This is a genomic window from Pseudomonas sp. NPDC089918, from assembly GCF_050280605.1.
GTDB lineage: Bacteria > Pseudomonadota > Gammaproteobacteria > Pseudomonadales > Pseudomonadaceae > Aquipseudomonas.
The window spans coordinates 58257-73480 of record NZ_JBNNVP010000005.1; the positions used below are offsets into that span (position 1 = coordinate 58257).

The 15224-nt window shown below is 59.7% G+C and carries 15 protein-coding genes; 9 read left to right on the top strand and 6 right to left on the bottom strand.

Features of this window, described 5'->3' with window-relative positions:
- Positions 1 to 145 precede the first annotated feature (145 nt).
- Positions 146 to 979 carry an NAD(P)H-dependent oxidoreductase gene (locus tag ACQKPC_RS05455; RefSeq protein ID WP_427623478.1) on the bottom strand — a complete coding sequence of 278 codons (834 nt, stop codon included), beginning with the start codon at positions 977 to 979 and terminating at the stop codon, positions 146 to 148.
- Positions 980 to 1064: 85 nt separating this feature from the next.
- On the opposite strand from ACQKPC_RS05455, the gene ACQKPC_RS05460 reads away from it, so the two are divergent.
- From ACQKPC_RS05460 to ACQKPC_RS05480, 5 genes are all read left to right on the top strand, one after another.
- Positions 1065 to 1958, top strand: coding sequence for a LysR family transcriptional regulator (locus tag ACQKPC_RS05460; RefSeq protein ID WP_427623479.1), 894 nt, complete (start codon positions 1065 to 1067; stop codon positions 1956 to 1958).
- A gap of 193 nt (positions 1959 to 2151) precedes the next feature.
- Positions 2152 to 2940: a DeoR/GlpR family DNA-binding transcription regulator gene (locus ACQKPC_RS05465; RefSeq protein ID WP_427623480.1), complete on the top strand. Its 789-nt coding sequence runs from the start codon at positions 2152 to 2154 to the stop codon at positions 2938 to 2940.
- Between the two features lie 61 nt (positions 2941 to 3001).
- Complete coding sequence (locus ACQKPC_RS05470) at positions 3002 to 3238, top strand: hypothetical protein (RefSeq protein WP_008006271.1); 237 nt, start codon at positions 3002 to 3004, stop codon at positions 3236 to 3238.
- Between the two features lie 124 nt (positions 3239 to 3362).
- Positions 3363 to 3599 (top strand): hypothetical protein, encoded by a 237-nt coding sequence (locus ACQKPC_RS05475; RefSeq protein WP_427623481.1) that lies wholly within the window; start codon positions 3363 to 3365, stop codon positions 3597 to 3599.
- A 69-nt stretch (positions 3600 to 3668) separates the two neighbouring features.
- The gene (locus ACQKPC_RS05480) at positions 3669 to 4067 is read left to right on the top strand and encodes a DUF5329 domain-containing protein (RefSeq protein ID WP_427623482.1); all 399 of its coding nucleotides are present in this window, start codon (positions 3669 to 3671) and stop codon (positions 4065 to 4067) included.
- Between the two features lie 16 nt (positions 4068 to 4083).
- Here the strand turns inward: ACQKPC_RS05480 and chrA are convergent, their stop codons facing one another.
- The gene (gene chrA, locus ACQKPC_RS05485; RefSeq protein ID WP_427623483.1) at positions 4084 to 5442 is read right to left on the bottom strand and encodes a chromate efflux transporter; all 1359 of its coding nucleotides are present in this window, start codon (positions 5440 to 5442) and stop codon (positions 4084 to 4086) included.
- 35 nt (positions 5443 to 5477) lie between these two features.
- Positions 5478 to 6329 carry a CAP domain-containing protein gene (locus tag ACQKPC_RS05490; RefSeq protein WP_427623484.1) on the bottom strand — a complete coding sequence of 284 codons (852 nt, stop codon included), beginning with the start codon at positions 6327 to 6329 and terminating at the stop codon, positions 5478 to 5480.
- A 189-nt stretch (positions 6330 to 6518) separates the two neighbouring features.
- Here ACQKPC_RS05490 and ACQKPC_RS05495 point away from each other — a divergent pair, with 189 nt between their 5' ends.
- Complete coding sequence (locus tag ACQKPC_RS05495; RefSeq protein WP_427623485.1) at positions 6519 to 7139, top strand: cell wall hydrolase; 621 nt, start codon at positions 6519 to 6521, stop codon at positions 7137 to 7139.
- A gap of 298 nt (positions 7140 to 7437) precedes the next feature.
- Positions 7438 to 9339: a potassium transporter Kup gene (locus ACQKPC_RS05500; protein WP_427623486.1), complete on the top strand. Its 1902-nt coding sequence runs from the start codon at positions 7438 to 7440 to the stop codon at positions 9337 to 9339.
- A 147-nt stretch (positions 9340 to 9486) separates the two neighbouring features.
- Here the strand turns inward: ACQKPC_RS05500 and ACQKPC_RS05505 are convergent, their stop codons facing one another.
- Together ACQKPC_RS05505 and ACQKPC_RS05510 are read right to left on the bottom strand one after the other, a co-directional pair.
- The gene (locus ACQKPC_RS05505; protein ID WP_008068209.1) at positions 9487 to 10071 is read right to left on the bottom strand and encodes an isochorismatase family protein; all 585 of its coding nucleotides are present in this window, start codon (positions 10069 to 10071) and stop codon (positions 9487 to 9489) included.
- Between the two features lie 51 nt (positions 10072 to 10122).
- Positions 10123 to 11193 (bottom strand): alkene reductase, encoded by a 1071-nt coding sequence (locus ACQKPC_RS05510; RefSeq protein WP_427623487.1) that lies wholly within the window; start codon positions 11191 to 11193, stop codon positions 10123 to 10125.
- 102 nt (positions 11194 to 11295) lie between these two features.
- On the opposite strand from ACQKPC_RS05510, the gene ACQKPC_RS05515 reads away from it, so the two are divergent.
- The gene (locus ACQKPC_RS05515) at positions 11296 to 12177 is read left to right on the top strand and encodes a LysR family transcriptional regulator (protein WP_427623621.1); all 882 of its coding nucleotides are present in this window, start codon (positions 11296 to 11298) and stop codon (positions 12175 to 12177) included.
- A 247-nt stretch (positions 12178 to 12424) separates the two neighbouring features.
- Complete coding sequence (locus tag ACQKPC_RS05520) at positions 12425 to 14140, top strand: amidase (RefSeq protein ID WP_427623488.1); 1716 nt, start codon at positions 12425 to 12427, stop codon at positions 14138 to 14140.
- Positions 14141 to 14455: 315 nt separating this feature from the next.
- Here the strand turns inward: ACQKPC_RS05520 and ACQKPC_RS05525 are convergent, their stop codons facing one another.
- Positions 14456 to 15196 (bottom strand): Mut7-C RNAse domain-containing protein, encoded by a 741-nt coding sequence (locus ACQKPC_RS05525; RefSeq protein ID WP_192343543.1) that lies wholly within the window; start codon positions 15194 to 15196, stop codon positions 14456 to 14458.
- Between the last annotated feature and the right edge of the window lie 28 nt (positions 15197 to 15224).

A 15224-nucleotide genomic window follows, 5' to 3' on the forward strand; every position in this document is an offset into this window, starting at 1 on the left:
AGGCAGAACAGCCTAAAGTTAAAAATCCTGTTCTGTGAGAGGCCCGATAAACCTTGTAAGCCAGAGACCAGCGCTGGCCACCTACATCGATTTCCAAAGCCCGCCTTGTGCGGGCTTTTTCGTGTTTGCGGGTAGCCAGTTTGTTCTACACGGCGCGCGCTTTTGCGGACGCGACTCGCACGTCTTGTTCATCACGCTCTGCCTGTCTGACGTGAGCTGCAAACCCAGTCTGATCCGACGCAATCTCCGCGCGCAACGTGAGTTGCGGGATGTCATACGCCCCGGCATTCTGCGGCCGGAAAGGAATCGGTGCGGTCCTCCCGAGGTCATCAAGCCGTTGACCGAGCGCGTCGCAGGTTGTTGAAAATTTCGCTTCATCCATTCGGCTGGTCCGATAGATCACGAACGGTGGCAGCACGTCGAAGCCGGGGTAAAACAGTACGCCATGCTGAATGGGGAATAGCAGATCATCGATGGGCCCATTGATGCCCCGGGAACTGTAATGAGACTCCCATCCACCCGCAGTGACGATCAGCATCGCCCGTTTGCCCGCCAGCGTGCCTTCTCCATAGCGGTTACCCCAGCGCGCATCGGAATGTTCCCCCACGCCATAGGCAAAACCATAGGCATAGACGCGTTCCACCCAGCCTTTGAGGATCGCCGGCATCGAAAACCACCACAGTGGAAACTGCAGAATGACGGCATCGGCCCAGAGCAGTTTTTCCTGTTCGAGGACGATGTCCTGGCTTTGCCGGCCTTCTTCGAAGGCAAGTTTGGAGTCCAGCGAAGGATTGAACCGCGATTCGGCTGGCCGACCGGGACTGTCATCGGCATCCAGCGAGGCTTTCCAGTCCATCGCGTATAGATCGGAGACTTGCACCTGGTGGCCGTTAGATTCCAGGCGTTTGACGGCAAAGTCTTTGAGCGAGCCGTTCAATGATTTTGGTTCGGGATGGGCATAAACGAGCAGGACTTTCATGGCTGAGTCTCCGGTGTCAGGAGGCTGCAGAGTCGGGCTTTGCCCGGTATATTGGAAATGAATAACCAATATGCCAGGTATTACCATGAATAATCTGCGACGCCTGGACATCAATCTGTTGCTGACCCTTGATGTCTTGCTCTCGGAACACAACGTGACCCGTGCGGCGCAACGCCTGAGTTTGTCTCAACCGTCGGTGAGTGTTCATCTTGCCAAATTGAGGGACATTTTCGGTGATCCACTGTTATTGCCAGGACCACGGGGCATGCGGCCCACCGCCCGGGCAGATGAGTTGCGCGAGCCGTTGCGCCAGGCCCTGGAAGCCCTGGAGCGCGCCGTGTCACCCGCCAGCCCTTTCAACCCGGTTGAGGCACGGCAGACGTGGAACGTCATGGCGTCTGACTACGGTGAGTCGACCATCGTGTTGCCCGCGTTGGCCGGGCTGCGTTCGGCAGCACCCGGCACGCGTCTGGCGGTATTTGACCTGGTTCCGTCACAGATCGCCAGACAAGCGGAGCAGGGGGCAATTGATTTGGCTTTTCACACCAGCGAGGACGCTCCCCTCGGCTTGCGGCGTCGAGCGTTGTTTACCGAGCGGTATGTTTTGGTAGGGCGTGCCGGCCATCCGCAGTTGAAAAAACGGCCGACACTGGCGCAATTTTGTGAACTCGACCACGTGATCGTGTCACGGGATGGTGGGGCGTTTCAGGGTGTCACCGACCAGGCGCTTTCGGCGGTGGGCATGACGCGCCGGGTGGTGCTTTCAGTCCCGCATTTCCTGTTTGTCCGGTCGGTGGTGGAGAGCACTGACATGGTCGCGATGCTGCCGTCGCGGCTGGTTCGCGATGCGGGGGCGTTGGAGGTGGTCGAGCCACCGCTTGATGTCCCGGGTTACGAGATGTCGATGCTCTGGCCCGAGCGTGTTCATCGCGACCCTGCGCATCAATGGTTGCGCGAGTTCATCGTGAGTGCGTTGTGATTAACGTCCGTTAAACGCAATCCATGTGGGAGCGGGCTTGCTCGCGAAAGCGGTGTGTCAGTCAACATCAATGCTGGATGTGCCGCCGCCTTCGCGAGCAAGCCCGCTCCCACAGGTTCTGCGCTGCCATGCCGGTTGTGTTCGCTCCAGTGTTTGACTAATCTCGCACAAACACGCAAAAACAGGCATAACCATGCAAGCCGAGCATTCCATCACCGAACTCCCGCAGTTGCGCCGTCAGAAAATCCTTTTGATCCTCGAACGCGACGGTAAGGTCATGGCCTCCGAGCTGAGCCAGCATTTCGCTGTGTCCGAAGACACCATTCGCCGGGATCTGTCGGAGCTGGCCAGCGCCGGGCTGGTGCAGCGGGTGCATGGCGGGGCGCTGCCGCGGCCCAAGGATACGGGCAAGGATTACTTCACCCGGGTCGGCGAAACCGATGAAGTGAAAACCCGTCTGGCCCAACTCGCCGCACGCCGGGTCAAAGATGGTCAGATCGTGATTTTCGATTCCGGGAGCACCACGCTGCAGATTGCGCGCTCGCTGCCCGCTGACATCTCCATCACGGCCATCACCGCGTCGCCGATGATCGCGATCACCCTGGCCGAATACAAAGGCATCACGGTGATTGTTGCCGGTGGTCAGCTCAATCCCGCGACGATGTCTTCCGGCGGCCATGAAACCCTGCGGTTGATCGAAGGCATCAAGGCCGATCTGCTGTTCACCGGGGTCTGCGCCATTCATCCGGAAGTCGGCATCAGCTCGCTGCATTTCGATGAGGTACCGGTGAAGCAGGCGATGCTCGCCAGCGCTTCCCATGTGATTGCCGTCACCACCGCGGACAAACTGGGGGCGGTGGAGCCTTTCGTTGTTGCGCCTTGCAACCGCGTGCATACCCTGATCACCGAACGTCACGTGGCCTCGGGCAATGTCGAGGATTATCAAAAACTGGGGATCGAGGTGGTGCAGATAGACGCTTGAGCGTCATCGCGCTCAGTGCTGCATGGGTTACGCTGATAGCAACGACGGGAGGAATGCAGCCATGACTGAGCGCCATATGATCCACTCGGAAACGCTATCGAACGGATGCAGCATCGAGGTTAAAGCCGAGATATTGAGAGACGGCTCGTTGAAGATGTTCATGGGTGTCTATTGGCCGGACGGTTCGGCCATCGTTGAGGACAACCATCCGTCGCCGCATCTGCTGGACATGGAAGCGGCGATGGAGTGGGCTATCGAAAAAGCCAAAACCATCGGTAACAGCCAAAGAACGCTGTAAGGCCCTGCGATAACTGAATCATTGATTGGCTGGAAGGTCGTAGTTATGGGTTTGAACGCACTGCGATTTATTTCGCGGGAAGCGTCACCTCATCCCCGCAGCTCTGACCTTTTAGGACGTTCAAATGAAGCGCACCGCGATAATGACCCTGGCCATTGCAAGTACCCTCCTGTTGGGAGGCTGCTTTCCTCACTGGGAAGATGATGACAGGTACGATCGGGATCACCGCCGTGAATACCGTCGCGACCATGACCGAGGTTATGACCAGCGTGATGATCGACGGTATGACCGGGATTACGACCGGCGTGATGATCGCCGTCGTTACCGTGACCGGGACCGCGACGACCGCGACGACGATTGATACTTGCTCGCCAGCCTTCAGAGCGGGCACCACCGCTCTGATCTGCCGTCAGTCCTGCGAGGTGTCACCATGGGAATTCTGCCTGGACGTTTCACTCGGCATGTCAGCCACTGGTTGATCGCGGCGGGTATCGGCCTGACCGCCATAATGCCCAATGCACAGGCGCAAACCCCACCTCAAGCCACTCAGGAAATAAACAGCTTGCTGGACTTTGTCGAGCACAGCGAGTGCCGGTTTGTGCGCAACGGGAGCGAATACCCGGGCGCTGAGGCCCGGGTACATTTGCAGAAGAAACTGACGTACCTCGAAGACAGAAACAAGGTAAACAGCGCCGAAGACTTCATCGAGCTGGCGGCCACCCAAAGCAGTATGAGTGGCCGCGCCTATGAAGTGCGCTGTCCGGCGGGGGTACAACCGGCCAGCCTCTGGCTGAAGACTGAGCTACAGAGGCAACGGCAACGTCATTGATTTGCGTCTTGATGGGCTAGCGCAGTAGATGCACCGCCAGCCCGATCAGCCCGCACCCCATCAACACCTCGATCACACCCCGCTTGAAGCGGAACAAAGCGATGGCCGCTGCAATGGCGATCAGCGCCGAAGGCCAGTCGAGTTGGCCGCCGAAGCCGTTGGGCCAGAGCACGTGGTAGCCGAAGAAACACGCCAGATTAAGGATCACGCCGACCACCGCCGCGGTAATCGCGGTCAGCGGCGCGGTGAGCCTGAGTTCGTTGTGCGTCGACTCTACCAGCGGACCGCCGGCGAGGATGAACAGGAACGATGGCAGAAAGGTGAACCAGGTCACCAGCGTGGCGGCGAGGGCGCCGGCCAGGAACACATGATCAGGGCCGAACACCTGCTGAACATAGGCGCCGACAAAGCCGACGAAGGCCACCACCATGATCAGCGGCCCGGGGGTGGTTTCGCCGAGTGCCAGACCGTCGATCATCTGCGTGGGTGTCAGCCAGCCATAATGGCCGACCGCGCCCTGATACACATAAGGCAGCACGGCGTACGCGCCGCCGAATGTCAGCAATGCCGCTTTGGTAAAGAACCAGGCCATCTGGGTCAGGGTGCCTTCCCAGCCGAACAGAGTGGTGAGAATGCCCATCGGCAATACCCACAACGCCGCACCCACCAGCACCAGACGCAGCAATTTAAAACTGTTGAAGCGGGCGTGTTCGGGAGGCGGGGTATCGTCATCGATCAAGGCTGGGCCGAAGGATTTTTTCTCCGTGCTGTGGCCCCCGGTGCGGAACCGTTCAGGTGCCAGACGTCCGCCGACATAACCGATGATCGCGGCGCCCAGCACAATCAACGGGAAGGGCACATTGAACACGAAGATGGCCGTGAATGAAGCCGCGGCGATTCCCCACAGCCAATTGTTCTTCAATGCCCGCGAGCCGATTCGGTGGGCCGCCTGCACCACAATGGCGGTCACGGCAGGCTTGATCCCATAGAAAAGCCCGGCCACCACCGGCACTTCGCCAAAGGCGATGTACACCCACGACAACCCGATCAGGATGAACAGCGAAGGCAGCACAAACAGCGCGCCGGCAATCAGGCCGCCCCACGTGCGGTGCATCAGCCAGCCGATGTAGGTCGCCAACTGCTGAGCCTCAGGCCCAGGCAACAACATGCAGTAGTTGAGGGCATGCAGAAAGCGCCGTTCCGAGATCCAGCGTCGGCGCTCCACCAACTCCTGGTGCATGATCGAAATCTGTCCGGCCGGCCCGCCGAAACTGATGAAACCCAGCTTCAGCCAGAACAGGAAGGCTTCTCGCAGGCTGATCGCCTCAGGCTTCGACAGGTCCTGTTCGACGGTCGAAGAGGGGGCTTTATTCAAATGATGATTCCTTTTTCAACGGTCGATTCAAGCCTTCACGGCGTACCAAACATCGCCGTCCAGTAAATGCCTGCGTCACTCTTCGGGTCCACCGCATAGGCCGCACCCAGTTCACGAAATTGCGGGTTCATCAGGTTGGCGCAATGGCCCGGGCTGGCCAGCCAGCCATCGACCACTTTGCGCACGGTGTCTTGCCCGGCGGCGATGTTCTCGCCGACCTGCTGGCCCGCATAACCCGCCAATTCAGCCCGATCACCCGGTGTGCGGCCGTCGCGGTCCTTGTGATCAAAATAGTTATTGTTGGCCATGGCCCGGCTGTGGGTCTCGGCCGCGGAGCCCAGTGTGGCGTTCCAGGCCAGCGGCGTCGTGGCGGTAAAGGCTTGGGTGCCGCACTGGCGCGTCTGAGCGCGGGCGCTGTTCATCGCTTCAAGCAGTTTCTGTCCCTCCGCCTGCCAGTCACCCAATCGCCCGGTCAACAGCGGACGCGCCAGCACAATGCGCCACTCACGGCCATCGCGGCTGACGCCGATGTCGACGAATTGCGGGTCCAGCACCACTTGGCAGAAGCTCTCCTGAATCGCCTTCATGGCGGACGGCGCATCACGCGGGCCGGACAGGCTGATCGCCTGGACATTGACCATCGGATACGCCGCGCGGGCCAGTGCCTGTTGCAAGTCGCCGATGCTGTTGGCGGACAGGACCAGACGCGGATCGCTCGCCAGTGGTGGCAACTCCGAAGACGCCTGGCCGCCGCAGCGCTGCGCCTGGCTGCGGTAAATGTTGATCGACTCGACCAGTTGCGTTTCATCGGCCGCCGACGCGGCGACGCTGAACACCAGCCCGAATGACAACACGGCGAGATGCAAAACGGATGACAGGCTGCGCATGAAAATCTCCCTTGGACGGACTGCACTCATGATGCGCGATTTCCCCCCTGCGCACGCAATGCCTTTTTGCGCCGAAGTGCGTTTATTGTCAGACGGCTGGAATGACGTGCGACGACTACAATCACAGCAGGTCAGCACTACAACATCGCAGTTTCATTGCTCAAGCCAGTGTCATCGGAAGGATCGATCATGCGATTAAAATGGGTAGTCACCTGCTTCGCAATCATCCTTCTGTGCGGCCAGGTGTTGGCGACTGAGCAGGAGCAAAAACAGGAAGTGGCTGAAGACAAGGCGCAGGTCCTGGAAGAGAAAGCCGCCGAGAAGGACAGCGAACTTCCGGTGCCCAAGTCCGAGGTCATCACCCCCTCCGAAGTGCAGGCGGTCGATCCGGCAGGCGCAGCCCCTCTGGACGATGCAATCACCTGCTTTGCACGCAGTATCTATTGGGAAGCCAAAGGTATTGCACCTGCCAACATGGAAGCCGTCGCCAGCGTGGTTATGAACCGGCTCGGCCATGGTGGGTTTCCCGATACGGTGTGCGCCGTGGTCAAGCAAGGCTCTGAAACGGGCTCCTGCCAGTTTTCATGGTGGTGCGACGGCCGTGCAGATCAGGTAAAGGAAGACGACGAATATGCCCTCGCCAAGGAAATCGCGCGCAAGGCACTCAACAAGCAACTCACGGATCGAACCCATGGTGCCTTGTATTTCCACGACAGAACGGTGAAGCCCGCCTGGGCGAAGAAATACACCAAGACGGCTGAGACCCGGAAATTCCTGTTCTATAAACCTCGTGGCGGGACGGCAAAATAGGAGTGAACCGCTTGATGAGCATTGGGGGAGGGTGCTATTCGTACAATTTTACGGATTCTTTACGGTCGATATTCTCCCTCGCGACGATACTTGCCGCGTTTTTTTGATCATGAATATGCCTGTAATTTTTCCTGATTCCAGTCAGTTAAGTGCGAAACCTGTGGGAGCGGGCTTGCTCGCGAAAGCGGTGTGTCAGGCGACATTCGCGAGCAAGTCGAATCGTCGCACCGCCGCTCCCACACGGATCTCTCTAAACTGACTGACATTGCAATCCTTCCTCCTTATCGAGAAGCAACCCGTGAGCGAAACAGCGACCCCGGCCCATGAAGAATCCCATTCCAAAACCTCGGGAGTGGGTTTGCTCGTCGCCGCGGTGGGCGTGGTTTATGGGGATATCGGCACCAGCCCTCTTTACACCCTCAAGGAAGTGTTCGCCGGTCATTACGGAGTCCAGGCCAATCACGACGGTGTACTGGGCGTTCTGTCGTTGATCTTCTGGTCACTGATCTGGGTCGTCTCGATCAAGTACGTGCTGTTTATCCTTCGTGCCGACAACCAGGGCGAAGGGGGCATCATGGCCTTGACGGCACTGGCACGTCGGGCCGCGGCGCCGTATCCCAAAATGAGCAGGGTCCTGGTGTTGCTTGGCCTGTTTGGCGCGGCACTTTTTTACGGCGACAGCATGATCACCCCGGCCATCTCGGTGCTCTCTGCGGTTGAAGGGCTACAGCTTGCGTTCGATGGCATTGAGCATTGGGTGGTTCCGCTGTCCGTGGTCGTCCTGGTCGCACTGTTCCTGATACAGAAACACGGCACGGCTCGTATCGGCATCCTGTTCGGCCCGGTCATGGTGCTGTGGTTTGTGGTGTTGGGCACACTTGGCATTTACGGCATCTTGCAACGGCCGGAAGTTCTGCAAGCGCTGAACCCTGCGTGGGCGGTGCAATTTTTCGTGGTCCATCCGGGCATTGGCGTCGCCATTCTGGGCGCCGTCGTGTTGGCATTGACCGGTGCCGAAGCACTGTATGCCGATATGGGCCATTTTGGTCGCAAACCCATTGCCCGAGCCTGGTTCATCCTGGTGCTCCCCGGCCTGGTACTCAACTATTTTGGCCAGGGTGCGCTGATCCTCGGGAACCCTGAAGCGGTACGTAATCCGTTCTATCTATTGGCACCTGACTGGGCGTTGCTGCCGATGGTCGCGCTCTCGACACTGGCCACCATCATCGCCTCCCAGGCGGTGATTTCCGGCGCGTTCTCACTGACTCGCCAGGCCATTCAGCTGGGTTACGTGCCGCGGATGTTTATCCAGCACACCTCCAGTCAGGAGCAGGGGCAGATTTACATCGGCATGGTGAACTGGGCGCTGATGGTCGGCGTCGTGTTGCTGGTCATCGGTTTTGAATCGTCCAGTGCACTGGCGGCGGCTTATGGTGTGGCGGTGACGGGGACCATGCTGATTACCACCATTCTGTCCTCGGCTGTTGTATTGCTGCTTTGGAAAACACCTCGTTGGCTGGCTATTCCGATGCTCCTGGGTTTTCTCATAGTGGACAGCCTGTACTTCGCCGCCAATGCGCCGAAGATCTTCCAGGGCGGTGCGTTCCCGGTGATCGCCGGTATTGCCCTGTTCATATTGATGACCACCTGGAAACGGGGCCGAAAGATCATTGTCGAGCGACTGGACGAAACCTCGCTGCCGCTGCCGTTGTTCATCAGCAGCATTGGCTCGCAACCACCCCATCGTGTGCAGGGTACCGCGGTATTTCTGACGGCCAGGGCGGATGCGGTCCCTCATGCCCTCTTGCACAACCTGTTGCATAACCAGGTGCTGCACGAGCAGGTGGTGTTGCTCACCGTGGTGTCTGAAGACAGCCCACGCGTGGCGGCGGACCGGCGATTCGAGGTCGAGGCTTATGGTGAAGGGTTCTTTCGAGTGAGTCTGCACTTTGGTTTTATCGAGGAGCCCGACGTGCCTCTGGCGTTGAGCCTGTGCCATTTGAAAGAGCTGGATTTCAGCCCGATGCGCACCACGTATTTCCTCAGCCGTGAGACTGTGATCCCGACCAAACGTATCGGCATGGCCCGTTGGCGCGAAAGCCTGTTCGCGTTCTTGCTGAAGAACGCCAACAGCAACCTCAAATACTTCAAGTTGCCGCTCAATCGCGTGATAGAACTGGGCACGCAGGTTGAGATGTAGACGGCAACAGTCAATCAAACGCACATCCCTGTGGGAGCGGGCTTGCTCGCGAAGAGGCAGTGTCAGCCGACATTAATGTTGCCTGGCACACCGCTTTCGCGAGCAAGCCCGCTCCCACAGGTTCTGCGTTTGATGGCCTGGATGTTTCTAGCCTTGAAGCGCTTCCATCAGCACTTGCACCAACTGCCCACCTTGCGGCGTAGCCCAGCTTCCGGCGAGTTCTGCAATCAGCTGGTTGGTGGTCGTCAGCGTCACGCCGCCTTTATCCATCCGCCGCAGGGCGATGTCATCGGCCATGACACTCGGTGAGCCGCCGCCATCGGCCACCACCTGAACTTCATACCCCTCGCGCACCAGACTCAGCGCCGGATAGACCGTGCAGACGTCATTGGTGACACCGGCAATGATGAGTTTTTTACGGCCCGTGGCTTTGACGGCGGCGGCGAAGTGTTCATCGTCCATCGCGTTGACGATACCCAGTCGTTTGACGCGGGAAGCGAATTCGGCGGGCAGGATCTGCTCCAGTTCACTGAGCAGCGGCCCCTGAGCGTATTCCTCCATGCTGGAGGTCAGGACCACCGGAAGCTTCAGAATACTGGCCGCTTTGGCGAGCATCAGCGCATTGCGTTTCAGCTCTTCGAACGGAATGGATTTCACCCACCCCATCGTCCCCACCTGGTGATCGATCAACAGCAGGGCGGCATTGTCGGCACTGAATTTTTCGTACGTCATGATGATTCTCCTGGCAGCAAGGTTGGGGCATGCATGGGAATGGCAGTTTCCTCAGGCGCTTTGAGCCGGGCTCATGGTCGGGTAATCGATATACCCCTGAGCGCCCGGTGCGTAGAACGTGTCTTTGTCCGGCACATTCAGCTCGGCGCCTGTGCGAAAACGCTCGGGCAGGTCGGGGTTGGCGAGGAATGCGTTGCCAAACACCACCGCGTCGGCCTGGCCCTTGGCGAGCAGGGACTGGGCGGCGTTTTGGTCGAGTCTGCCACCGATCAGGTAGCTGCCATCGAACAGTGGGCGCAGCAAGGCGTGGTAGTCGACGCTGGCGCCGAACAGGGCCACGTGCAGATAAGCGAGATTCAGCCCGCGCAATTGCTCGACCAGCCAGGTGTAGGTTTCTTGCGGGTTGGCATCGACGATGTCGTTGAAGTTCATTTCAGGGGAGAGCTTGATGCCGACGCGATCACTGCCAATTTCCGTCGCCATGGCGTTCAACACCTCCAGTACAAAACGAGCACGGTTTTCAACCGATCCACCGTACTCATCCGTGCGCTGATTGCTGCTCGTCGAGAGAAACTGTTCAGGCAGATACCCCGAAGCGGCATGCAGCTCGACACCGTCGAAACCGGCCTCGATGGCCAGGCGTGCGGCCTGACGGTAGCCCTCGATGACCGCGGCAATCTCGACCACGGTCAGCGCATGTGGGGTGACGAAGTCCTGAAGGCTCGTGGCTGTCCAGGTCTGGCCGGCGGGTTTGATCGCGGAGGGGGCCTGTGGCAGGGCGCCGCCAGGCAACAGCGAAGGGTGCGAAATGCGTCCGCAGTGCATCAATTGCATGAAGATCCGTCCGCCGCGAGCATGTACGGCATCGGAAACCTGCTTCCAGGCGGCCACTTGCTCGGCGGTTTCGATACCGGGAGTGCGCACATAACCCTTGCCCAAGGCCACAGGGAACACCCCTTCAGAGATGATCAATCCGGCACCGGCGCGCTGCGCGTAGTAGGTCGGCACCAGCTCGGTAGGTACCCCGAAATCATCGGAACGCGAACGGGTCATCGGGGCCATGACCATGCGGTTGGTCAGTGTATGGCGACCGATCTGGACCTGAGAAAAAAGCGAATGCATTGCGGTACTCCTCGGTAAACGATGTGGCTATCATTGATCAATCCGAATCCGGGATAAACCGGGTAAAACTGAAATGACTGATCCACTGATGGAGCAATGACATTGGAGTTTCTCAACGACATGGCGTTGTTCGTCGAGGTCGTGAAGGCGCGGAGTTTCCGCCGGGCGGCGGAGGCGATGGGGATGCCGAACTCGACGCTGTCGCGTCGGATAAGTGGCCTTGAAAAGGAAATCGGGCTAAGGCTTTTGCATCGCACCACGCGCAAAATCGAGCTGACCGAGGCAGGGCAGTTGTACTTCGATCGCTGCAAACGCATCGTCGACGAAGCCCGGCTCGCGCACGAGCAGCTCGGCGAAATGCTTGCCCGACCCAGCGGAGTGCTGCGGGCTTCGCTCCCGGTGGATTTCGCCAATATCTACCTGGCGCCGCTGATTGCGGAGTTTGCCCGGTTGTATCCCGGTATCAGCTTCGAGCTTGATCTGACTCCGCGTCAGGTCGATCTGGTGAGTGAGCCGGTTGATGTGGTCATCCGCATGGGCGAGCCCGCGAGTTCGAATCTGATCGCCCGTAAGCTCGCCAGTTTGCGCCGCGGCCTGTATGCCTCACCCCGTTATCTCGAACTGCACGGTGATCCGATTCAACCCACGGACCTGACCAGCCACGAATGCCTGCGTATGCGCGGCACGCGCGCCGACCGCTGGATACTCTCCGGCAGTGAAGGGGAGGTGGAGGTTGAGGTTGGCGGTCGATTCGAACTCAACAGCGTGGGAATGATTCGACGTCTGGCGACGCTGGATCTGGGTATCGCGTTATTGGGGGAAGGTATCGTTGCGCAAGACCTCGCCGATGGCACACTGCGCAGAGTCTTGCCGCAGTGGCAGGCTTCACCCGTCTCGGTTTACGCCCTCACCGAGACGCGGCTGTTGCCAGCTAAAACCCAGCGGTTTATCGAGTTTCTGCGTGAGCGGCTTCAGGATGCGTAGCGATCCGGGCTGTTCATGGGGTGGGCTCTTTCTCAAATCTTGTGCAAAATCACGGGTACGACGTACTACCGCGTATTGATCGCAGATCCTGCACCAAGCGCCCTGAAAGAAAGATGTTAAGCCCGTATTGTGAGTAATCGACCGCGCTAATGCAGTGCAACGAGAACCCATATGAAAAACCATTTTGAGATAAGTGATGTCTTTGAGCCCAAGATCAAGTAACCCATCAGCCGCCGGCGGTAATAGCATGATCGAGGTCACCGAGGTTTCCATTGCCCAACTGCGTGCTGCGCTCGAATCGGGCCAGACGACGGCGGTTGAACTGGTCCAGGCCTATCTCGCCAGGATCGATGCCTACGACGGCCCCGACACGCCCACCGCCCTCAACGCAGTGGTGGTTCGCAACCCCGATGCGCTCAAGGAAGCGCAGGCGTCCGATGCCCGTCGGGCCAAGGGCGAATCGCTGGGGCCGCTCGATGGCATTCCCTATACGGCTAAAGACAGTTATCTGGTGAAGGGGCTTACCGCCGCTTCTGGAAGTCCCGCGTTCGCGAACCTGATTGCTTATCGCGATGCGTTCACCATCGAACGGCTTCGTGCCGCTGGCGCAATTTGCCTGGGCAAGACCAATATGCCGCCCATGGCCAACGGCGGCATGCAGCGCGGGGTGTATGGCCGGGCTGAGAGCCCGTACAACGCTGGCTATCTCACCGCACCCTTCGCCTCGGGCTCATCGAACGGCGCCGGTACTGCAACCGCCGCCAGCTTCGCGGCATTCGGCCTCGCCGAAGAAACCTGGTCGAGCGGACGTGGCCCGGCGTCGAACAATGGTTTGTGTGCCTATACGCCTTCGCGCGGAGTGATCTCGGTGCGCGGGAACTGGCCGTTGACGCCGACCATGGACGTTGTCGTGCCGTTTGCCAGAACCATGGCCGACCTGCTCGAAGTGCTCGACGTGGTGGTGGCGGACGATCCCGATACACGAGGCGATCTGTGGCGGATGCAACCCTGGGTGCCTATTCCAAGTGTCGCCTCGGTGCGTCCCGCTTCCTATGGGGCGCTTGCCGCCAATACCGATGCCCTCGCTGGCAAACGCTTCGGCGTTCCTCGTATGTACATCAACGCGGATCCCGATGCCGGCACGAGCGATGCGCCGGGTATCGGTGGTCCGACGGGGCAGCGAATCAACACCCGTCCTTCCGTGATCGGGCTCTGGGAGGAGGCACGCAAGGCACTCGAAGCCTTTGGGGCCGAAGTGATCGAGGTCGATTTCCCGCTGGTTTCCAATTGCGAGGGTGATCGTCCCGGTGCGCCAACGGTGTTTAACCGGGGCCTGGTTTCCAAAGAGTTCCTTCACCATGAGTTGTGGGATCTGACGGCCTGGGCGTTCGACGATTTTCTGCGGGCCAACGGCGATCCAGAACTCAATCGCCTGGTCGATGTGAACGGGCCGCTGATTTTCCCGCACGACCCGGGAACGCTGCCCAACCGTGAGGGCGACCTTGCCGCTGGCATGGACGAGTATGTGCGGATGGCAGAGCGCGGCATCACCCCTTGGGACAAGATTCCCACGGTGCCGGACGGGCTACGCGGCCTTGAGCAGACGCGCCGAATCGATCTTGAGGACTGGATGGATCGGTTGGGGCTCGACGCAGTGATCTTCCCGACGGTGGCCGACGTTGGGCCGGCGAATGCCGATGTCGATCCGAAGTCTGCGGACATCGCGTGGAGTAACGGTGTCTGGGTCGCCAACGGCAATCTCGCCATCCGCCACCTGGGTGTTCCCACGGTCACGGTGCCGATGGGAATCATGCCGGACATCGGCATGCCCGTCGGGCTGACCTTCGCCGGTCGGGCCTATGACGATTCGACGCTACTGCGCTTGGCTTCGGCGTTTGAGTCGACGGGGACGAAGCGATTGATTCCGCCGCGAACCCCACCGTTGTCGGGGGGTCAGAACTAGGAAGGGCGGGATTGGCGCACGGCACACGCGTCAATCCCGCCCGGTAACGGTAAGCCAGGGCAGTCTGGCTGTACTCAAATCGTCGCTCGCAAAAATAGTGTGCAGCGCGGCCGATGTGTATTCCCGGCAAAGGTGCAGTGTCTTGTCTTTCTAACGCAGTCCTGTCCAGGTTGAGAGGTGGATTTCATGAACAACATCATCTACATCGTCGGGGTAGTTGTGATCGTCGTGGTTATCCTGTCGTTCCTCGGGTTTGCATAGGCTCCAAGACCCCGCAAAAGCCAGTTTCCCTGGCAGCCGTCCCGATGCGCTCGGCTATCGGCCCAGCAGAGGTGCCAGCAGTGCGCACATGCTGCGCCAGTGCGAACCCTCCCAGTAAACCCGTTGGCAGGCGTCGCAGCGCAGGAAGTGCGAATAGAGGGCGCCAACGCGGGGCGGCACCTGCAACCGGGCCACTTCCGGGCTGATCTCGTGCAGCGGCAGATTGCAATGCAGGCACAGGCTGAATGGCCGCGCAGTACGCGCCAGGTCGAGGCGCTCGTACAATTCGCGCAGCTGCAGCGACGGTTTCAGGGCATGCACGTAACAGCCGTGGCTGATGATCCGCCGCTTGAGCAGTTCGCGGTCGCGGGTTAGCACGATGCGTCCTTGCTGCGCTGCGATCTCGGCGATCTCGCCGTCCTCGAAGCCATTGTCGTAGAGGGTGTCGAAGCCGCTCATGCGCAGCAGGTTGGCCAGCCCGCCAAGGTGCGCATCAGCGATAAAGCGCAGCACCCGTAAAGGTTGCGCACGAACCTTAAGCAGCGGGCTGATGTCCAGCGCTTCGAATTTGGGATACACCGCCAGCCGGTCATTGTCGAAAATCACCCGCTCCAGGCCCACCGACTCGCCGTTGAGCAGCACCAGCTCGACCTCGGTGTGCGGAATTCCGAGCGCTTCGATCATGTGCTTGACCGTCGCCCCGCGTGCGCACTCGCAGGTGAAGGACTGCCGCCGCCGGTCGGCCGGCAGGAAATCGTTGAGCTCCTCGTAGAAGCGGAAGGTTGCACGGGTCATGTTAAACAGTATGGCAGGGCCGCAGCGC

Excerpts from the sequence above, each read along its gene's own strand:
- ACQKPC_RS05455 (WP_427623478.1), bottom strand. The coding sequence starts at position 979 with ATGAAAGTCCTGCTCGTTTATGCCCATCCCGAACCAAAATCATTGAAC.
- ACQKPC_RS05460 (WP_427623479.1), top strand. The coding sequence starts at position 1,065 with ATGAATAATCTGCGACGCCTGGACATCAATCTGTTGCTGACCCTTGAT.
- ACQKPC_RS05465 (WP_427623480.1), top strand. The coding sequence starts at position 2,152 with ATGCAAGCCGAGCATTCCATCACCGAACTCCCGCAGTTGCGCCGTCAG.
- ACQKPC_RS05470 (WP_008006271.1), top strand. The coding sequence starts at position 3,002 with ATGACTGAGCGCCATATGATCCACTCGGAAACGCTATCGAACGGATGC.
- ACQKPC_RS05475 (WP_427623481.1), top strand. The coding sequence starts at position 3,363 with ATGAAGCGCACCGCGATAATGACCCTGGCCATTGCAAGTACCCTCCTG.
- ACQKPC_RS05480 (WP_427623482.1), top strand. The coding sequence starts at position 3,669 with ATGGGAATTCTGCCTGGACGTTTCACTCGGCATGTCAGCCACTGGTTG.
- ACQKPC_RS05490 (WP_427623484.1), bottom strand. The coding sequence starts at position 6,329 with ATGCGCAGCCTGTCATCCGTTTTGCATCTCGCCGTGTTGTCATTCGGG.
- ACQKPC_RS05495 (WP_427623485.1), top strand. The coding sequence starts at position 6,519 with ATGCGATTAAAATGGGTAGTCACCTGCTTCGCAATCATCCTTCTGTGC.
- ACQKPC_RS05505 (WP_008068209.1), bottom strand. The coding sequence starts at position 10,071 with ATGACGTACGAAAAATTCAGTGCCGACAATGCCGCCCTGCTGTTGATC.
- ACQKPC_RS05510 (WP_427623487.1), bottom strand. The coding sequence starts at position 11,193 with ATGCATTCGCTTTTTTCTCAGGTCCAGATCGGTCGCCATACACTGACC.
- ACQKPC_RS05520 (WP_427623488.1), top strand. The coding sequence starts at position 12,425 with ATGATCGAGGTCACCGAGGTTTCCATTGCCCAACTGCGTGCTGCGCTC.
- ACQKPC_RS05525 (WP_192343543.1), bottom strand. The coding sequence starts at position 15,196 with ATGACCCGTGCAACCTTCCGCTTCTACGAGGAGCTCAACGATTTCCTG.